Genomic DNA, 19059 nt, shown 5'->3' with positions numbered 1-19059 from the left:
TCAGCCTTCCGCCACCGCGTCCGCCCAAGGCTGGAATATCTCGACCGCGCCGGAATTGATGTCGCCGTCGCGCATCACGACGCTCGGGCAGGCGAACTTCTGCGGCAAGGACTGCACTCGCGCTTCTTCATAGTCGAATCGCGCCGCAAGCGTCTCGCGTGTGCCCGCCGGCAACCTGGTATCGCCGATCACGATCGCGCCTTCGCTGGCGTCGATGCGCGGCTGGTGGATCGCGGCATCGAGATCCATGCCAAAATCCATCGCAAAGGACACGATCTGCATCACCGACGGCAGGATTCGGCGACCGCCGGAGGCGCCGACCGCGAGCCGTCTGCCGTCCTTGGCCTCGGCGATGACAGGCGTGTAGTTGGTGAGACAGCGCTTGCCAGGGGCGAGCGAGTTGGTGGTGCCTGGCGTCGGGTCGAACCACATGATGCCGTTGTTCATGGCGATGCCGGTGTGCGGCGTGACGTATTTCGAGCCGAAGGATGACAGCAGCGTCTGCGTCACCGCCGCGATGTTGCCGTCTCGGTCGACCACGGAAAAGTGCGTGGTGCAGGCGGGCGCCAGATAGTCCGCACCGAGCGAGCGCTTGCCGTCGGCATCACCCATATCCTTGAGCCGCTCGCGATAAGCCGATTGCAGGGCGAGCGCATATTCGGCGTAAGCGGCCGCATCGGGCGCGCTTCCCGGCTTCAGGTTCTGCTGCAACAGGCGCAGCGCATGCGCCATTGTCGGCCCGGCCGTGAGCTCCGGCGTCGCAAACACCTTGCCGCCGCGATAGGGGATCGCGAGCGGCTCGCGCAGATGGGCTTGGAACGCGGCGAGGTCCTCCACCGACAGCGCGCCGCCGTCGGCCCTGATGTCGGATGCGATACTCCTGGCGAGATCGCCCTGGTAGAAATCGCGCGGACCGGCGGCCGCGAGATGCGCCAGCGTCGCCTTCAGCGTGTCCAGCGGCAGTCGCGTCTCGGACTTGATGCCCCATGGCGCGCTTGGCGGGAGGCCGTCCTTCAGGAACGTTGCCGCGCTCCCGGGATAGCGCCGAAGATCGGCCGCGGACGCCGCGATCGTCAGCGTGGTCCACCAATCGACCAGCAGGCCTTCGCCGGCGAGGGCGACAGCCGGCGCGACCAGATCTTTCCACGGCAGCCTGGCGTGACGGCGATGCGCCTCTTCCATGCCGGCGACCACCCCGGGCACGGCGATCGAACCGGGGCCGTGGATGTTGCGGTCGTCCTTGACCCGCTGCCAGGGAAACAGATCGGAAGCCGCGCCTTCGCCGCTGAGCGGATAGTCGGCGGCGCGCAGGCTTTGCGGCGCGCACATGCCGTAGTCGATCACTTCGTAGCGATTTTCCGCGGCGCGGTAGAGCACCATCGCGCCGCCGCCGCCCATGCCGCTGTTCCAGGGCTCCAGCACGTTGAGCGCGAAGGTGGTGGCGACGATCGCATCCACGCAGTCGCCGCCCGCCGCCAGCACTTGCGCCCCCACTTCGGCCGCCCGCCGCGATTGCGCGGCGACGATGCCGCCTTTGGATGTGACGGCGGGCTTGCGGACGGTTTGGGCGTGGCTGAACTGATGAGGCATGATGATGTCTGTGTGCTGTCTTCGGTTTGGCTTCGTTGCGCTGAGCTCCGCAATTGGCGGGAGCTCGCGAAGAATGGCACATCGCCCCCACCGAGAACATCGAAAGGGCGACGCGGCATGGCTGGTGTGAAACAGGCGGGGGTGGCGCCAACGCGTGAATGCCCGGGCATAGGCGAGCGGAAGCGACGCCGTCCTTCGGGCGGCTATCCCCGGGCATCACGAGTTGAGAGACCGATCAGTGGGAAGCGGAAGCCGCAGGGCTCAGCGCGCGCGATCCAGTCGGCTGGCCTGATACTTGGCGTGCCATTTCGGGCCAGGCCCGCGCATGTAGTGGAGTTCGGGCCGGTAGGGATTGCCCGCGATCCGGATCAGCGTCAGCCATTTGCTGGCGACGAAGTTCAGGGGCTGGCGGAGCAGGGTCAGTGACGCGAGCAACATGGCATCACCTCAGTGCGGCTTGCCGAGCATGGCAGTGAAGGGGAGGTCGAAGATCTCCTCGCCGTCGGAGCCGCTGACATGGATCACCCAGTCGCGCCAATCCTCAGCGCCGGGCGTCAGGATCATCGCGTTCATGATCTGGGCGGCACGGTCGCGCGCCTCGGTCAGGTTGGTCACGGCTGTGCCGCTGCGATCGATCAGCGTGCCGTCCAAGTTGGAGCAATGAAAATAGACCTGGACCATATGCGTCTCCTATTGGGAGCGATTGGGACGGCAAACCGATACCATTCCAAGCCTTCGCGAAACATTCGGGTCGAGCCCGGTAAGGGAATCTACGGAGATTGGTCGGCGCCAAGCCCCCTGCTGGTTTGATCACAAGGGGGTGTTGATCAACTGGACGGCATTCCCACGGCATGGAACAACCCTGGACGGAAAGTCCGGGAGGCGCCGTGAACCACCTCACATTTTGGCGTGAAAGCCGAAGCCTGCATGCATGCGCGGGCGCCTTGGTGGTCCTCCTGACCCTCGCCTCGGTAGGCTCATCAGAACCGGTCCGCAAGAGCGGCTATGCGATCGGCACGGAGACCTGCGGCAGCGCCGATCTCGCCTTTCCCAGAATCCAGATCGACATGAAGGCGGGATTTTGCGCTGGCCTCGTCGCCAGCGAGGAGGATCCGCTGAAATTCCCGCGCTCGATCATCCAGGTGCCCGGTCGTGACCTGTTCGTGGTCGCCGACATGGCGGGCTGGGGCCATACCGATGGCCGGCTGCTGTTGCTCGACCCGCGGGCACCCCAGGGACAGCGGTTCAAGGAGCTGCTGACTGCAATCGAATATCCGTTCGGTCTCGTGATCGGCCCGGACAAGAAGCTCTATGCCTCGAGCGCGCAGACGATCTTTCGGTTCGATCCGCTCGCCGACAATCCGCGCGACACGGTCGAGACCATCGTCCGTCACATGCCCGGACGCCGGATCATGTTGCCCGATGGCACCAGGGTCGACGAGAGCGCGCATCCACTCAAGCAGTTTGTCTTTGATAAGAACGGCCGGCTGTTCGTCAACATCGGCTCACACAGCGACTACTGCATCACGCCGGCGCCTATCACGAGACCTTGCGCGGCGGCCGAGGGCGCTTCCGCGATGGCGTCGATCTGGCTGTTCACGCCGCCCCCGGGCGGTATCTTCCCGGCGTTGAAGCCTGGCGAACCCGACCCGCCGCACGGCGTCTATGCGCGGGGCCTGCGCAACTCGATGGCGCTGGCGCTGCACCCGAACTTTCCCGATGCGGGCTATGCCTTCCTGCAAGGCGAGAACGGCCGTGACCTGCCCGACATTTTCAAGCCGAACGAGGAGATCAACGCGATCGAGCAGGGCAGGCATTACGGCTGGCCCTATTGCTACGATCTGTCGACGCCGAGCCCCGAATTCAGGATCGTATCGCAGTCGGGCGTTTACAAATCGCTGTGCACCGCCAACGCTCTCTACAAGGCGCCGTTCTCGCTGCTGCCGCCGCACGGCGCGCCGCTCGCGATGCTCTATTATCACGGCGCGAAATTTCCGGAGCTCGAGGGCAAGCTGCTGGTCGGCCTGCATGGCTATCGCCCGACCGGCAGCCGCATCATCGTCTATGACGTCGACGACCACGGCTTCCCGAAGCCTGCTCCGTCGCCGGTGCGCTATCATGTCAGCTGCGCGGCCGATCCGACCCACAGTTTTCAGACCGAGGCCGGCGACGTCGCCGCTGCGCCGTTCGAGGAGCTGATCGCAGGCTGGCACCGCGTCAACGGCGCGCGGCCGCAGGGCGCCCCGGTCGGCATGACGGTCGCGGAGGACGGCGCAATCTGGTTGGTCGAGGACAAGAACCAGACCGTGATCCGGATCGACCGCGCCGCGGGCGATGCGCCGCCGCCGTTGCCCTGCGACGTGCGCAGCCAGGCGCTGATCGATCAACTGGCGGTCTTCGTGGCCAGGGACGCGCAGAACAGCGTCCGGCTCACCAATTTGCGCAAGGGCCTCGTCGAAAAGCACTGCGTCGGCTGTCACTCGGATTTCGGCTTGAAGCCGGGCCAATCGGACGCACAGAAGGACGCGACGGTGCTTCGCTTCATGCTGTCGCAGGATGGCTGGATCTATCCTGGTGATCCCGATTCCGGCAAGTTGCGCACGCGGCTTCGTGGGTTAGGCGCAGAGAAGCTGATGCCGCCGGGTGGCGAAGGCCTGCCGAAGGCCGAGCCTGGTTACACGCGCCTGCTCGACACGGCGGATCTGCTGGTGTCAAAAATGGTTCCAGGAATCCGGATGCGGATCAAACCGGGCCCGCCGCAGCGCAAGTTCTTTGGCAAAACCAACAAGGAATGCGGCGAAATACCGGCTGCCAAGGTCGTCGTCGTGACACAAAGGAACGCTGTAGACAAACCCGGCTTCAGCCGCTTCTTCCGGCCGGCCGATCCCTATCTGAATGGCGAGTGCAGCGACGGCGATGGCTATTACATCCGGCAGGAATTTCTGGCGCCTGTGCAGTAGCGTTGTTCTCGTCCTTGCGACGGCACCGGCCCGAGCGGAAACAAAACTGTTCGAAAGCGTGCAGGTGACGCCATCAGGCGAATACACCTTCGGCATCGAAGGGCCTGCCGCCGATCTCGATGGCAATCTCTTCGTCGTCAATTTCGGCAAGCCCGGCACCATCGGCAAGCTGCCTGTCGGCGGCGCGGCGTCCGAGCCGTTCACGGCGCTGCCCGAGGGCAGCATCGGCAATGCCATCCGCTTCGCGCGCGACGGCACCATGTTCATCGCCGACTACAAGAAGCACAACATCTTCGCGATCCCGAAGGGATCGATCGAGCCCGCCCTCTGGTTTCACTCCGACGAGATGAACCAGCCCAACGACATCACCATCGCCCGCGACGGCACGATCTACGCGAGCGATCCGAACTGGAAAGGTCGCGAAGGTCACATCTGGCGCATCGCGAAGGGAGCCGACGGAACGGTGCAGGGACAGCTCATGTCGGCGCCGCGCGCGATGGGCACGACCAACGGCATCGATCTCAGCCCCGATGACAAGACGCTCTATGTCGGGGAATCCAGCAGCGGCCAGATCTGGTCCTACACGGTCGGCGGCAACGAGCTCACCAGTCCAAAACTCGTCAAGGCGTTTCAGCCCGACACCGTCGACGGCCTGCGCACCGACGTGGCCGGCCGCCTCTATGTCGCGCGCATCCTCAAGGGCACGATCACGTTGATGAAGGCCAATGGCGCGGTCGAGCGGGAGATCGCGCTCAGGGCCAAGGAGCCGACCAACCTCGCCTTCGGGGGCCACGACGGCAAGACGATCTTCGTCACCCAGCGTCAGGGCGGCTTCGTCGAGTCCTTCCGCACCGACCAGCAGGGCCGCGAGCACTGCCTCCAGCGCGGGCGCTGCTGAGCTTCACGAGCGATCTGCTTCCGGCGCAGGGCGGCGCGACAGGGACGGCATTCTTCTTGCTTGCATCTCGCCGCCGCGGAGATTTAGACATCTGTGGCACCCTCAAAGCGTCCACGGAGTGTTCGAGTGAAAGCCGTCCATACCGAGCTGCATCGCAGACATGATCCGCAATTCTTCCTGGTTCGCGGTGTGGTCAAGCGCACCACCGAGCAGCCCGAGCGTGCCGATCGCCTGCTCAAAGGGCTCAAGGACGGCAAGCATCACCTGGTCGAGCCAACCACATTTGGGCAGGCACCGCGTGCGCGCATCCATAGTCCGGAATATCTGTCGTTCCTGAGCGAGGCCTGGGACGCGTGGACCGCGCTCGGCGATTCCGGACCGGAGATGATCGGCAACATCCATCCGGTGCGCCACGCTGCGACCTATCCGACCCACATCGTCGGCAAGCTCGGCTGGCACACCGCCGACACCGCGGCGCCGATCGGCCCGGGCACCTGGGCCGCGGCTTGCGCTGCGACCGACGTCGCGGTCACCGCGGCGCAGATGGTGATGGACGGCGAGGACGCGACCTATGCGCTCTGCCGGCCGCCCGGCCATCACGCCTATCGCGATATGGCCGGCGGCTTCTGCTTCCTCAACAACAGCGCGATCGCGGCGGCGCATCTGCGGCAGAGGCACGAGCGTGTGGTGATCCTCGACGTCGACGTTCATCACGGCAATGGCACGCAAGGAATCTTTTACCAGCGGCCGGACGTCTACACGGTCTCGATCCATGCCGATCCCGTCGCGTATTATCCTTACGTGTGGGGCTACGCGCATGAGCGCGGCGAAGGTCCCGGCCTCGGCACAAATCTCAACATTCCCCTGGCGATCGGCACCGGCGATGACGGTTATATCCATGCGATGGACGTCGCACGCAAGGCGATCGAATCCTTTGCGCCCGGCGCCCTCGTCATCGCGCTCGGCCTCGACGCCTCCGAGCACGATCCGCTGAAGGGCCTAGCCGTCACCACGCCCGGCTTCCGCCGCATCGGCCAGGCCATCGCGAAGATGGGCCTGCCGACCGTGTTCGTGCAGGAGGGCGGCTATCTCTCGGATATCCTCGGCGCGAACCTGACCTCGGTGCTGGCCGGATTCGAAGAGGCGCGGTGATTTCTCACTGAGTAGGCCATCATTCTCCGTCATTGCGAGCGTAGCGAAGCAATCCAGAATCTTTCCGCGGAGGGACTCTGGATTGCTTCGCTACGCTCGCAATGACGATGTGGATGGTTAGGTCGACTTCATCCACAACTCAAAACATCCCGCTCGCCGCGAGCGCCTTGCAGACGTGCTGCATCTCGGTCTCGTCCGCGACCATGTCGAGCATGATCGTGGTCAGCCCCTTCGCGGCAAATTCCTTCAGCTTCGCGCCGATCTCCGCGTAGCTGCCGACGAGATAGGGGCAGTCGGCCTGGAAGGTCAGGAACGGCAGCAGCCAATAGCCATTGTCCGCGAGCTCGCCGCTCTGGCCCTCGTAGAGGCGCCGTTTCCACACGGAATCGCTGTTCTCCACGGTGAGCACGAGCAGCTCGCGATCGTCGGCATTGTCGCGGAAGCGCGCCTTTGCCGCTTGCCGTGCCTCTTCGCGTCCCTCGCGGGCGAAAATTCCAAAATTCACGCCCGGCGCATCGAGGCCACGGTCGAGATCGGGCGGCAGCATCTGCATCTTGATGCAGCCGGTCTCCTTTGCGACGCGCCGTGCCGGCTCGGACTGGCCCGCGACCAGAAATTCCGGCATCAGCTCCGGCGGCAGGCGCGGCCGCAGTTGCAGGTTGCTTGCGCGGTAGAACCGCCCCTCGACAGTGGCCGGCCGCGGGCTTGCCAGCAACTGGCGCATCAGCGCAACGAATTCGCCGAGCCGGACATAGCGGTCGGCATGCGACTGCTCGTCGCCCAGCCCCTGCAGATCGCTGACCGCCGTGCCCGTAATCATGTTGAGATAGACCTTGCGGCCGTGGAGCTGCGCAAAGGACGAGACGAATTTCGCCGCCGTGAAGGGGTGCATGTAGACCGGATTGACCGCGATCAGCGGCGAGGATCGGGTCGTCTCGCTGATGATGTGCTGGGCCATCGCCCAGGGCTCGACGAACACGTCGTTGCCTTCGAACAGCAGGATGCCTTCGAAGCCGTTGCGGTCGGCGAACTGCGCCACCCGCATCAGCTCGCCGACATATTTCTTGGGGTCGCGGTTGCGCGAAATCGCGGGAAAGACGCGCAGCCGCGGCAGTGTCATTCAGCCGCCTCCTGCAGCGGCCACGCATTGCGGGTGATGGGAAGGCCCCCGCTGGCGCGGGAGCCGTCGGCAATCGCGAGACGATGCGAGGGCGACGGCGAGATCAGCTGGAATCGCCACCCTTGCGGATCGTCGGCGATATCAGGCTTGAAGCTGATCTCGATCGCCTCGCGCGATACCTGCATCGCGAAGGCGTCGAGCGGCAAATTGAGGCCGAATCCCCTGGCCTTCAGATAGGCTTCTTTCAGCGTCCAGTAGTCGAAGAAGCGATCAGTCGCGGCGGGCTCCGGCAGCCCGCGCAGCGTTTCGACCTCTTCCGGCGCGAAGAACCGAAGCGCGGTCGACAGCGGCGCCACCCGACGCGACACGGTCTCGACGTCGACGCCGACGGCCTCATGCCCTGACACGACGCAGGCGACGCAGCCGTCGGCGTGCGACAGGCTGAAATGCAGCGTGCTCGAAGTCTTGGGCGATGCGACAAACGGCCGCCCGTAACGCCCGGCCGCAAACGACCAGTCGGTGGGTGCGACCTCAGGTGCGACGTGCGAGAGCGCAAGGCGCAACATCGCATGCGCGAAAATATACTGCCGCTGGTGCCGCTCGAACATGAAGCGGTCGGCTCGTACCCGTTCGTCGACCGAGAGCAGGCGCCGGCACGTATCAACCGCATCCGGCGCGTCGAAAGTCTCGATCAGTCCGACAAACAGTTCAATTCTGTCGTCTGCCATCAATTGGGCCCATGGCGTCAGGCCGGGGCCAAATCCCCTGCCATGACGGAAGAATCAACTGAGCAAGAATCAACTGAGCGGACCGCTTCTAGCGGTCCACTCGGGCGAATCCTTGTCGATTGCTGGCCGGTTTACGGGCGCAAGCTTGTGCGAGACCCCAACTCGACACGCGAGCGGCCAAATCTGAACACTGAAGCCCGAAAACTGAAGCCTGAAGATTCGTGCGGCGTCCCGGCCGACGAGTCTTACGACTTCTTCTTCTTCTTCTTCTTGGAGCCGCCCAGCATCGAAATACTGGCGTCGACGTCCTTCAGCGCGGACTGCAACTTCTTCTTCTCGGCGCCGAGCAACTTCTGCAGGGCCTTGCGGTCCTTGTCGCTCAACGAGGTGCCCTTGGTAAATTTGATGAAACCCATAACGAACTCCCCGGTTGAAAATAATCGTCCAAATCAAAACGCGAGAATAATCTTGCGCGATGGCGCCAAATAATCAAGATGCAACTTGGTCATTCACAGCTTTGACGAGTGACCCCGTATTCGCCCGTGCTCTGCGGCCGGTCATGCCGCCCTGCGATCGAGCAATCGGCCGAGTGGCGCATTGGGTTGGACGAGAGCCGCCCCGAGCAGCGCGACGAGATCCTCCATCCACTGGCCGACCGTAGCGCCGTCGAGCAGCTCGCTCTTGTAATTGCACGAACCGCTGATTCCCGTCGACCGCTCCTTGAGCATCAGCGACAGCCAGGTCTGGTCGATCGGCAGCACCGGCTGGCCTTCGCGGGCGATGTTGCCGATCGATCCTGTCGTGAGATCAGGCAGATCGAGCGGCTGGCGCAGCGGATTTTGCAGGGTGAAATAGACCTGGAGCAGCGAGGCCGGATTGACCCCCTCCTGCTCCAGATGGTCGGCCAGGATGTTGAACGGCAGCTCCTGGCGCGCATGCGCGTCAAGCACGCTCTGGCGGACCCGGGCGACGGCCTGCGCGAACGACAGCTCCGGCGTGATTTTGGTGCGAACGATCACCGTGTTCTCGAACGGACCCACGATCCGGTCGGTGTCCGGCTGGGCGCGATTGGCCATGGCGGTGGCGATCGAGATATCGTGGCGGCCGGTCCGCGCCAGCAGCACGGCTTTCAAGCCGGTCAGCAGGCACATGAACAGCGTGCAATTGTGCTGCCCGGCGAAGGGCGCGAGCCGGCCGATCAGCTCACGCTCGAGGCTGACCGGATGGTGCCCCCTGGACGGGCCCGGCCTTGATACGCCCTCGAAGAGGGGAGCCGCCCCGCGCAAATTCTCGGTCCAGTCGGCCGTCTGACGGCGGGCGGCATCGGTGCCGCACCACCAGCGCTGCCAGCGCGCCACGTCCGAAAAGGCCGGCGGCGGTTTCGGCAGCGGCATCGACCGATGGCCGGCCAGCGCCGCATAACGGTTCGATAATTCCTCGAACAGCACGCCGATCGACCAGCCATCGACAACGGCGTGGTGCAGCGTCAGCAGCAACATGTGATCGCAATCGTGGAGCCGCAACAGCCGGGCGCGCAGCAGCGGCGCGCGCGTGGTGTCGATCGGGACATAGGTCTCCTGTTCGATCAGGAGATTGATCTTGCGGAGCTCCAGCGCCTTGCGCCGCTTGTTGTTGTGGGGCTGACCGTCGCCGATCGTCTCGACGGTCAGGACACGGCCGAGGGCGCCGGGCGCGGCGATGCGGCTGACGGGCTCCCCGCCGCTCCAGCCGAAATGGGTCTGCAGCGATTCGTGCCGGCGCACGATCTCATCGATCGCCTGCGCCAATGCGGCCAGATTGAGCGGCCCCTGGAGACGGAAGGCGAAAGGCAGGTTGAACAGCGGCAAACCCGAAAGATTCTGCTCGATCCGCAGCATCTGGTCCTGCGCGATCGAGAGCATGGGAGGGCTGCCTTCGGCCAGGCTCGCTGTAGCCAGCCTTGCGAAACTTGCGGCCGGCTTGCGCGGCTTTGCCGCCACGGCCTCGTCGACCCGCCGGGCAAGTTCGTCGATCGTCGGTGCCTCGAAGATGGTCTTGATCGGCAGCGACACGCCGAGCGCCCGGGCGACGCGCGCCATGACTTGGCCCGCCAGCAGCGAATGGCCGCCGAGGTCGAAGAAATTGTCGGTGACGCCGAGGCTCTCGACCTTCAGCAGGTCGATCCAGATGTCGGACAGCACCTTTTCGGTGAAGCGCCGCGCGGGCACGGCCGCATCCGGTCCGGATTTTTCCTGCTGCGCCGGCGCCAGCAGCGCGGCCCGATCGATTTTGCCATGGGCATTGAGCGGCACCTGATCCAGGAACAGGAACGCGGACGGGATGGCATGGCCCGGCAGCCGGCTCTTCAGGAAGTCGCGCAGCTCGCTGGCGCTGCTCCGGCTGCCGGATTTTGCGACGATATGAGCGATCAGCCTGATATCGCCGCTCGCTTCGCGGCGCGGCTCGACGATGCCGGCGCGCACACTGGGATGGTCGGCAAGCGCGTTCTCGATCTCCTTGAGCTCGATACGGTAGCCGCGGACCTTGACCTGATGGTCGGCGCGACCGAGGCATTCGATCGTGCCGTCGGCGCGGCGGCGGGCGAGGTCACCGGTCCGGTACAGTCGGCCGCTTGCTTTGCGCGAGAACGGATCGGGCAGGAAGCGCTGCCGGTTCTGCGCGGGATCGTTGACATAGCCGCGGCCGATACCGGCGCCGCCGATGCAGAGCTCGCCGGTCACGCCGACCGGCTGCGGCTGCAGGCCTGCGTCAAGCACGTAGAGCCGCGTGTTCGGCAGCGGCGCGCCGACTGGGACGTTGCCCGTCGTGGTCCTGGGCGCCCTGGTCAGGCGATGCAGCGAGACGTCGTCGGAGCATTCCGACGCACCATAGGCATTGATCAGCGGCACTTTCGGACAGCGGGCGAACCAGGCCTTGCAGAGATCGACGGGCAGCGGCTCGCCGGTCGAGATCAGAAGGCGCAGCCTCGCAAAGGCGCGTCGGATTTGTGCCTCGTCCATGCGATCGAGGATCACGCGCAGCAGCGATGGGACGATCTCGAGCACCGTGATGCCCTCGCGCTCGATCTCGCGCGCGAGCAAAATCGGGTCCTGCACGATCGCGGTGCCGCAGACATGGACGCGCGCGCCGACCATCGGCCCCGCGAGGAACTGCCACACGGAGATGACGAAACTCTGCGGCGCGGTCTGCGCGATCACGTCCCGGGACGAGAGGTTCAGCTCGGAGATGAGCGAGGCCAGATGGTTCGACAGCCCGCGCTGCTCGATCATGACGCCCTTCGGCGCGCCGGAGGAGCCGGAAGTGTAGATGAGATAGGCAAGGCTCGACGCCGCGCGCCGCGTTGCACGGGCCGGCTTGCTCGACGCTGGCGCGATGGCGTCCTCGAGTTCGGCCATTTGGATGCGCTCGACCAGCGGTTCGAGCAGTGCCTCGGCCATGGACGACTGCGCCCGTCCGGTCAGCAGCATGCGGGCGCCGCTCGATCCGAGGATGGTTGCGAGCCGTGCCGGCGGCTGGTCGGGATCGAGATTGAGGAAGGCGGCGCCCACGTGTTGCACGGCGATCATCGCGGCAAGCAGGTCGGGCCCGCGATCCGCAAGCAAGGCGACCACGGCCTCGGCGCCGACGCCTTCGAGCGCCAGCCAGCGCGCGGCCGCCTGACTGCGGCGCGCCAGTTCGCGATAGCTCAGGGATGTGCGGCCGTCCGACACCGCGATCGCGTTCGGGGTCTTCTTGACCTGGCGGTCGAAACGTTCGCTCGGATTGCCGCGCGTGGCGAAATTGGCAGGCACGCCCCGGCCCTGCGCCAGCTGCTGCCGGCGTTCGGCCTCGGTCAGGAGTGGCAAGTGCGAGATGCGCTGCTCGGGATCGGCGATGACGGATTTGAGCAGGGTTTTGAACTGAGCGGCCATGCCCTCGATCGTCGCCGCGTCGAACAGATCGGTGGCGTATTCGAAGAAGCCGGTGAAACGGCCGTCGGCCTCGACCAGTTCGAGCGTGATGTCGAATCGCGCCACCTTTGGATCGATCTCGATCCGCCGCGTCGACAGACCGGAGAAACGTGCCGCCTCGATCGATGCATTCTGGAGGATGAACATGATCCGGAACAGCGGATTGCCGTCCGTCCTTCTCGCGATCTGAAGCGCGCGCAGGACTTCTTCGATCGGGAGGTCCTGGTTGCGGTAGGCATCGAGTGTGACCTGCCGCACCCGGCGCAACATGTCGCCGAAGCTCGGATCGCCGCCAAAATCATTACGCAGGATCACGGTGTTGGCGAACAGTCCGATCAGGCGCTCGCTCTCGATCTGGTTGCGGTTGGCGATCAGCGAGCCGGTCGCGACATCCTCGTGTCCGGTGTGGCGGAACAGCAGGCACTGGAATACGGCGAGCAGGGTCATGAAGGGCGTGACGCCCTGGTTCTGGCTCAGCGCGCGCAGGTCGGCCGACAGAGTTTTGGAGAATTCGAGATAGTGACGGGCACCGTGACCACTCCAGACCTCCGGCCTTGGCCGGTCGGTCCGCAGCGGCAGCGTGGTGACGCCGTCCAGCTGCGTCCGCCAGTAATCGAGCTGCTCCTTGGCCGCCGGCGACTGCGCCCAGCTCTGCTGCCAGAGCGCAAAGTCGCGGTACTGGAAGGCGGGCGAAGGCAGTGCCGCCACGTCGTTCCTGCGCGCTGCCGAATAATGGGTGGCGAGTTCTTCCCAGAACAGCCGCTGCGACCAGCCGTCGGTGACGAGGTGATGGACATTGACCACCAGCGCGTGGCTGCTCTTGTCGAACGAGAGCAGCGTGACCTTCAGCGGCGCCTCGTGCGCGAGGTCGAACGGATGTTGTGCGAGCCGGAACGCTTCGCGCCTGACAACAGCGGCTCGCTTGTCCGCGGGGCAGGGCTTGAGCTTGATCCGCTCGAACTGCGGCGGCGATTGCAGCACAAGCTGCACCGGCTCGCCCTCGCGTTCGACGATGACCGACCGCAACGCCTCATGGCGCGCCGACACCGCGGAGAGGCCAGTAGAGAGTGCGGCGACGTCGAGCCCACCCTTGAGGAGCGCGACTTCGACGACGTTATAATTGTAGCGAGTGGGATCGAGCCGCGAGAGCACGTACATCCGCTGCTGCTGGAACGACAGCGGCGCGTCTGCTTCCGTGGCCTGGCGCCAGGCCGGCAGCATCGTCTGGGTTGCAGCGGTCTCGATCCGGGCCGCAAGCGCGGCGGCCGTGGCGCAATCAAACACGTCCTCGAACGAGAAATCGACATTGAAGCGTTCGCGCAGGCGCGAGCGCATCTGCGTCACCGCGAGCGAGTCGGCGCCGAGCGCGAAGACATCCTGATCGCTCCCGACCTGCGGCAGCTCCAGCAAATTGGCCCAGATCCCGGCGAGCTCGGTCTCCAGCGCGTTGTGCGGCAGACGCGCCTCCTCCTCGCCGCCGCCTACTGTTGCGATCAGCTCGGCGAGCGCATTGCGCTTGACCTTGCCGCTGGCGCCTTTCGGCAGCGTCGCCACGCTGCGGATCAGGCTCGGCACCTTGTAGGCCGCGAGCCGTTTCCGTGCGAACTGGCGCAACTGGTCCGAGGTCGCCTCGGAATTCGGCCGCAGCACCACGATTGCGGCCACGTTCTCGCCGAGCTTCTGGTGCGGGACGGCAAACACGCCGGCCTCCAGCACTGCCGGATGGCTGAGCAGAACCTCTTCCACCTCCAGCGGCGAGATCTTCTGCCCGCCGCGGTTGATGACGTCCTTGATACGGCCGACGATGAAGAGATAGCCGTCGGCGTCGAGATAGCCGAGATCGCCGGTCCGGAACCAGCCGTTGCGGAAGGCGGCCTGCGTCGCTGCCTCGTCATTATAGTAGCCGCGGCTCATGTTGGGTCCGCGCAGCATGATCTCGCCGGGCTCGCCGCTGGCGAGCGCACGGCCCGCCTCGTCCATGATGGCGATCTCGGGGCCCGCGGCGCGGCCGACCGATCCGACCTTGCGCAGCTCGAACGGATTGGCCGCGATCTGCGAGGCCGCCTCCGTCATGCCGTATGTCTCGAGCACGGGAACGCCGAACGTCGCCTCCAGCCCGTCGAGGATCGCAGGCGCAAGCGACGCCGAGGCGGAGCGGATCACGCGCAGCGACGATCGGGCAAGATCCGGGTTCGCTTCCGCCGCCGTCAGCAGCGCGCGATGAATGGTCGGCACTGCCGTGTACCAGGTCGGTTGCAGCTGCCGCATCCAGCCGAAGAAGGAGGATGCGTCGAAACCCTCGGTACAGATCACGCTGGAGCCCGCGGCCAGCGCCGTCAGCAGGCCCGAGATCAAACCATGGGCGTGAAACAGCGGCAGGACGTTGAGCAGACGATCGTGGGACGCAAGCGACAGCACGCGGCTGGCATTGTAGGCGGAGAGACAGACGTTGCGATGCGTCAGCGGCACCATCTTCGGCCGCGCCGCCGTGCCTGAGGTCAGCAGGATGAACGCGTCATCGTCGCCGCGCGAGGCGCCGCTGCTGCTCGCCGGTCCAACCGCCGGCCCGACGAACGTACAGCCGCCGAGATCGGCTTGCGACCCCGGCACGAAATCGATCACGGCAATATCGAGCGTCTTGGCGACATCGCGGGCCGCCGAGTTCGTGTCGGCCCGGGTGACGAGCGCCGTCAGCTTCAATTCGCTGAAATAGCGTTGCAGCTCGTCCGCCGTCAGATCGGGATTGACGGGGACGCAAGCGCAGCTTGAGGCGACCGCAATCAGGGCCAGTGCGCTGTCGGCACCGCGCGGCAGCGCAACCGCAATACGGTCGGCAGGGGCGATGCCAAGCCCGCGCAGCGTGCGGACCAGATCCTGCGTCCGCTCGCCAATCCCGCCGTAGTTGAGGACCGGCCGGCCGGGGGCGAGGAGGGCGGGGGCCGCCGGCGTCTTGCGGGCATGGAAATCGAGAAGACCGCCGATATCCGCGAATATCTTCGCTTCGGCCGTCGTGCTCGCTGACTCCCGCGGGGCTGGGCCTGTGACGTCCGACAATTCCGTTCCCTTTTGATCCGATTGGGCTATTCTTCCAAGAAGTTGGGGAACGCGTCCAGTCTGAGGTGAAGTTTTGGCCCCAAAATCTGTGGTTGCGGGGCCCTAAGCCCTTCGACGGAGTAATTGGTCGGGCGGAATCACCATGCTGGAGAATGAGCCGGGCACGGGAACGGAAGGCGGGCTGAAGCGCTGGCTCGAGGGCATCGGTCTTAGCCACTATACCGATCTCTTCGCGCAGCACCGTCTCGATCTCGACGTCATGGGAGACCTGACCGAATCCGATCTCGTCGAGCTCGGATTGCCGCTCGGCGATCGGAAGCGGCTCCAGCGGGCCATGACCGCGTTGTTCCGGGCCGAAACCGCGGAAAAGTCCGACGCGACGGTGCGCCCGCAAGTCCGGACGGAGGTCGGCGCCGAACGGCGTCAGCTCACCACCATGTTCTGCGACATGGTGGATTCCACCTCGCTCTCGGTGCAGTTCGATCCGGAAGACGTGCGCGACATGATCGCGAGCTTCCGCGAAACCTGCGTCCGCGTGGTGAAGCATTACGAAGGTTTTGCTGCCCGCTTCGTCGGGGACGGTATTTTGGTCTATTTCGGCTATCCGACCGCACATGAGGACGACGCCGAGCGCGCCGTGCGCGCGGGGCTGGAAATCGTCCGGGTGCTGTCGACCGCCCGCGCGATCGAGCCGCGCGGTGCGCTCAGCCACTCACCCGCCGTCCGCATCGGCATCGCAACCGGTCTCGTCGTGGTTGGCGACCTCGTCGGACAGGGTACCGAAGAGCGCGACTCCGCGGTCGGAGAAACCGTCAATCTCGCCGCGCGCCTGCAAGGCCTGGCGCCGCCCAACGGTGTGGTGATTTCCACGTCGACCCAGTCGCTGCTGAAGGGGAAGTTCGACTACCGCGATCTCGGCGTCCACGCGCTCAAGGGCATCTCGGAGAAGGCCCAGGCCTGGCACGTGATGCGCGCCTCGCGGGTGGAGACCCGCTTCGCCGCCGCGATGGGCACGCGGCTGACCCCGCTCGTCAACCGCGAGGAGGAGATTGCGCTGCTGATGGGGCGCTGGCAGCAGGCCAAGGACGGCGAGGGCCAGGTCGTGGTCAAGTTCGGCGAGCCCGGCATCGGCAAGTCGCGCATTATCCAGGAGATATTCGACCGGATCGCGGGCGATCGCCATGGACAGGTCTCGTTCCAGTGCTCGCCCTATTACACCTCCACGGCGTTCTATCCGTTCGCCGAGCAGCTCAAATTCTCTCTCGGCCTCGATCGCGAGGATGCGTCCGTGCAGTCGCTGGCGAGCCTGGAGACCGCGATCGCCGCCGCTCATGGCGACATCGAGCAGGTTGCGCCGCTGTTTGCCGCGCTGTTGTCAATTCCGACCGGCGACCGCTATCCGCCGCTGGAGCTGTCGCCGCAGCAGCAAAAGGATGCGACCGTCGCGGCGCTGGTCAATCATTTCCTCGGCCTCGCGCGCGAGCAGCCGCTGGTGATCGCATTCGAGGATCTGCACTGGATCGACCCGACATCCCGTGAGGTGATCGATCTCCTGGTCGACCGGGCGCAGAACCGGCCGATCCTGGTCATCATCACCGCGCGCACCGAATTCCAGCCGAGCTGGAACGCCCATTCGCATATCACGACCCTGGTGCTGAACCGGTTGAGCCGGCAGTTGCGCGCGACGCTGGTCGAGCGCGTGGCGGGACGCGAGCTTCCCAAGGAGGTCATCGAGGAGATCATCGTCAAGACCGACGGCGTGCCGCTGTTCCTGGAGGAGCTGACCAAGACGGTTCTCGAATCCAACCTCCTGACCGAACGGCACGGGCGCTATGTGCTGTCGGGCCCGTGGCGGCAGCTTGCGATCCCGGCGACGCTGACGGACTCGCTGATGGCGCGGCTGGACCGGATGGGACCGTTCAAGCGGATCGCGCAGATCGGCGCCACCATCGGTCGCGAATTCTCCTACGAGACTCTGCACGCGGTCGCCAATACGCCCGCCGAACAGATCGAGGCCGCGCTCAATCACCTGGAGGAGGCCGGGCTGATCATGCGCCGCGGCCATCCGCCCGACGCGCTCTACTCCTTCAAGCACGTGATGATTCAGAACGCCGCGCATGCGAGCTTGCTGCACAGCGAGCGGCGCAAGCTGCATTCCCGGATCGCCCAGGTGCTCGCCGAGATGTATCCCGAGAAGACCGAGCGCGAACCGGAACTGCTCGCCCATCATATGACCGAATCCGGCCAGAGCGAGAGCGCCGCCAGCTTCTGGCTCAAGGCCGGCAAGCAGGCGGCCAAGAGTGGCGCCAATCTGGAGGCGATCGGGCATCTGGGCCGCGGCCTCAGCGTCGTGCAGGCCAATGCGCGCATGCAGGGCGCCGACGAGATGGAGCTCGAACTGCGCATCGCGCTCGGCAACGCGCTGATCGCCGCCAAGGGCTATGCCGTGCAGGAGGTCGAGGAGAACTACGTCCGCGCCCTCGAACTCGGCCAGCAGCTCGACGACGACGAAAAGGCCTTCGCCGCCACTCGCGGGCTCTGGGTCTGTCATTTCATCCGCGCCGATCTCACCCGCGCGCACGATCTCAGCGTCGAGCTATTGAAGTTCGCCAAGCGCGAGCGGCTGAACGAGGGGACGCAACCGGCGCAGCAGACCGGCTATCTGATCGAGGCGCATCGCTCGATCGCGATGACGATGCTCTATCGCGGGCGCTTTGCCGCGTCCCAGCACCATTTGCATCGCTGCATCAACCTCTACAGCCCCGACCTGCACTCCGATCTGATGGAGCGGCACGGCACCGATCCCGGCGTCGTCTCGCTGTCCTATCTCGGCTACCTCCTGTGGTTCCTCGGCCGGCCGGACGCGGCGCGCCAGCACAGCGAGCAGGCGATCGCGAACGCCGAGAAGATCCGCCATCCCTTCACGCTCGCCTTCGCGCTCGTGTTCGGCGCCTATCTCTGCCAGCATTTGCGCGATGTCGAGGGCACGCGCGACCACGCCAACCGCGCCATGATCATCGCCACCGAGCACAATTTCCTGCACTGGAAGCAGCAGGCGGCGATCCTGCGCGGGTGGGCGCTGGCGCAGCTCGGCGAGGCCGACGAAGGTCTCAGCCAGATGCGGTTCGGCCTTGACGAATACGAAGCGATGGATTCCTGGCTCGCCGGCTGCTGGTTCCGCTGCCTGCTCGCGGAGGCCTACGCCAAAGTCGGGATGCGCGATGCCGCCTTGCGCGCGCTGGACGGTGCGCTCGCGACCGCAAGACGGACCGGCGACCACTCCTACCTCGCCGAAGTCTACCGCCTGCAAGGCGAAATCACCATGTCGGACGGGAATCCGGCCTCGGTGCAGGAGGCCGAGGATCTGTTCAACCTGTCGCTGGAGATCGCGCGCAAGCAGGGCGCGCTGTCGTGGGAGCTTCGCACCGCCGTCAGCCTCGCGCGCCTGTCGCACGAATCCGGAAAGCGCGAGCACGCTCGTCTCCTGCTCGTACCGATCGTCGGCAAGTTCAGCGAGGGCTTTTCCACGCCGGACCTGAAACAGGCGATGCAACTGATCGACGAGCTCGGCGCGGACGCGCCTGTTCGCGCACAGGCCATCCCGTGA

11 protein-coding genes are annotated in these 19059 nt (G+C 65.5%); 4 read left to right on the top strand and 7 right to left on the bottom strand.

Annotated elements, in window-relative coordinates; translation table 11 throughout:
* The 3 genes from AC0L2F_RS27455 to AC0L2F_RS27445 form a co-directional block, all read right to left on the bottom strand.
* A complete protein-coding gene (locus tag AC0L2F_RS27455; RefSeq protein WP_473250558.1) occupies positions 1–1590 on the bottom strand; it encodes a gamma-glutamyltransferase family protein in 1590 nt (529 codons plus the stop codon).
* A 261-nt stretch (positions 1591–1851) separates the two neighbouring features.
* Complete coding sequence (locus tag AC0L2F_RS27450; RefSeq protein ID WP_007606352.1) at positions 1852–2028, bottom strand: hypothetical protein; 177 nt, start codon at positions 2026–2028, stop codon at positions 1852–1854.
* Between the two features lie 9 nt (positions 2029–2037).
* A complete protein-coding gene (locus AC0L2F_RS27445; RefSeq protein ID WP_007606355.1) occupies positions 2038–2271 on the bottom strand; it encodes a DUF6894 family protein in 234 nt (77 codons plus the stop codon).
* Positions 2272–2477: 206 nt separating this feature from the next.
* On the opposite strand from AC0L2F_RS27445, the gene AC0L2F_RS27440 reads away from it, so the two are divergent.
* From AC0L2F_RS27440 to AC0L2F_RS27430, 3 genes are all read left to right on the top strand, one after another.
* Complete coding sequence (locus AC0L2F_RS27440; protein ID WP_473250557.1) at positions 2478–4550, top strand: PQQ-dependent sugar dehydrogenase; 2073 nt, start codon at positions 2478–2480, stop codon at positions 4548–4550.
* Positions 4507–5448, top strand: coding sequence for an SMP-30/gluconolactonase/LRE family protein (locus AC0L2F_RS27435; protein ID WP_063993769.1), 942 nt, complete (start codon positions 4507–4509; stop codon positions 5446–5448). Before AC0L2F_RS27440 ends, AC0L2F_RS27435 begins: the two co-directional genes overlap by 44 nt.
* Positions 5449–5574: 126 nt before the next feature.
* The gene (locus AC0L2F_RS27430) at positions 5575–6600 is read left to right on the top strand and encodes a histone deacetylase family protein (RefSeq protein WP_473250556.1); all 1026 of its coding nucleotides are present in this window, start codon (positions 5575–5577) and stop codon (positions 6598–6600) included.
* A gap of 139 nt (positions 6601–6739) precedes the next feature.
* On the opposite strand, the gene AC0L2F_RS27425 is transcribed toward AC0L2F_RS27430, so the two are convergent.
* The 4 genes from AC0L2F_RS27425 to AC0L2F_RS27410 form a co-directional block, all read right to left on the bottom strand.
* Entirely contained in the window at positions 6740–7720 is a 981-nt protein-coding gene (locus AC0L2F_RS27425; RefSeq protein ID WP_007606364.1) for an LLM class flavin-dependent oxidoreductase, read from the bottom strand.
* Positions 7717–8448 carry a 4'-phosphopantetheinyl transferase family protein gene (locus AC0L2F_RS27420; protein ID WP_063993767.1) on the bottom strand — a complete coding sequence of 244 codons (732 nt, stop codon included), beginning with the start codon at positions 8446–8448 and terminating at the stop codon, positions 7717–7719. Before AC0L2F_RS27420 ends, AC0L2F_RS27425 begins: the two co-directional genes overlap by 4 nt.
* A gap of 245 nt (positions 8449–8693) precedes the next feature.
* The gene (locus tag AC0L2F_RS27415; RefSeq protein ID WP_473250555.1) at positions 8694–8864 is read right to left on the bottom strand and encodes a hypothetical protein; all 171 of its coding nucleotides are present in this window, start codon (positions 8862–8864) and stop codon (positions 8694–8696) included.
* Between the two features lie 141 nt (positions 8865–9005).
* The gene (locus AC0L2F_RS27410) at positions 9006–15452 is read right to left on the bottom strand and encodes an amino acid adenylation domain-containing protein (protein ID WP_473250554.1); all 6447 of its coding nucleotides are present in this window, start codon (positions 15450–15452) and stop codon (positions 9006–9008) included.
* A gap of 142 nt (positions 15453–15594) precedes the next feature.
* Between AC0L2F_RS27410 and AC0L2F_RS27405 the strand changes: the two genes are divergently transcribed.
* Positions 15595–19059 carry an AAA family ATPase gene (locus AC0L2F_RS27405; RefSeq protein WP_473250553.1) on the top strand — a complete coding sequence of 1155 codons (3465 nt, stop codon included), beginning with the start codon at positions 15595–15597 and terminating at the stop codon, positions 19057–19059.

This window comes from Bradyrhizobium sp. Ken64, from assembly GCF_055807555.1.
Note: the sequence above shows the minus strand (reverse complement) of the source record. Positions and strands in the feature narration are given on the sequence as shown.

What these genes read in the sequence shown, in the direction of transcription:
- AC0L2F_RS27455 (WP_473250558.1), bottom strand. Translation starts at nt 1,590, where the DNA reads ATGCCTCATCAGTTCAGCCACGCCCAAACCGTCCGCAAGCCCGCCGTC.
- AC0L2F_RS27450 (WP_007606352.1), bottom strand. Translation starts at nt 2,028, where the DNA reads ATGTTGCTCGCGTCACTGACCCTGCTCCGCCAGCCCCTGAACTTCGTC.
- AC0L2F_RS27445 (WP_007606355.1), bottom strand. Translation starts at nt 2,271, where the DNA reads ATGGTCCAGGTCTATTTTCATTGCTCCAACTTGGACGGCACGCTGATC.
- AC0L2F_RS27435 (WP_063993769.1), top strand. Translation starts at nt 4,507, where the DNA reads ATGGCTATTACATCCGGCAGGAATTTCTGGCGCCTGTGCAGTAGCGTT.
- AC0L2F_RS27425 (WP_007606364.1), bottom strand. Translation starts at nt 7,720, where the DNA reads ATGACACTGCCGCGGCTGCGCGTCTTTCCCGCGATTTCGCGCAACCGC.
- AC0L2F_RS27420 (WP_063993767.1), bottom strand. Translation starts at nt 8,448, where the DNA reads ATGGCAGACGACAGAATTGAACTGTTTGTCGGACTGATCGAGACTTTC.
- AC0L2F_RS27415 (WP_473250555.1), bottom strand. Translation starts at nt 8,864, where the DNA reads ATGGGTTTCATCAAATTTACCAAGGGCACCTCGTTGAGCGACAAGGAC.
- AC0L2F_RS27405 (WP_473250553.1), top strand. Translation starts at nt 15,595, where the DNA reads ATGCTGGAGAATGAGCCGGGCACGGGAACGGAAGGCGGGCTGAAGCGC.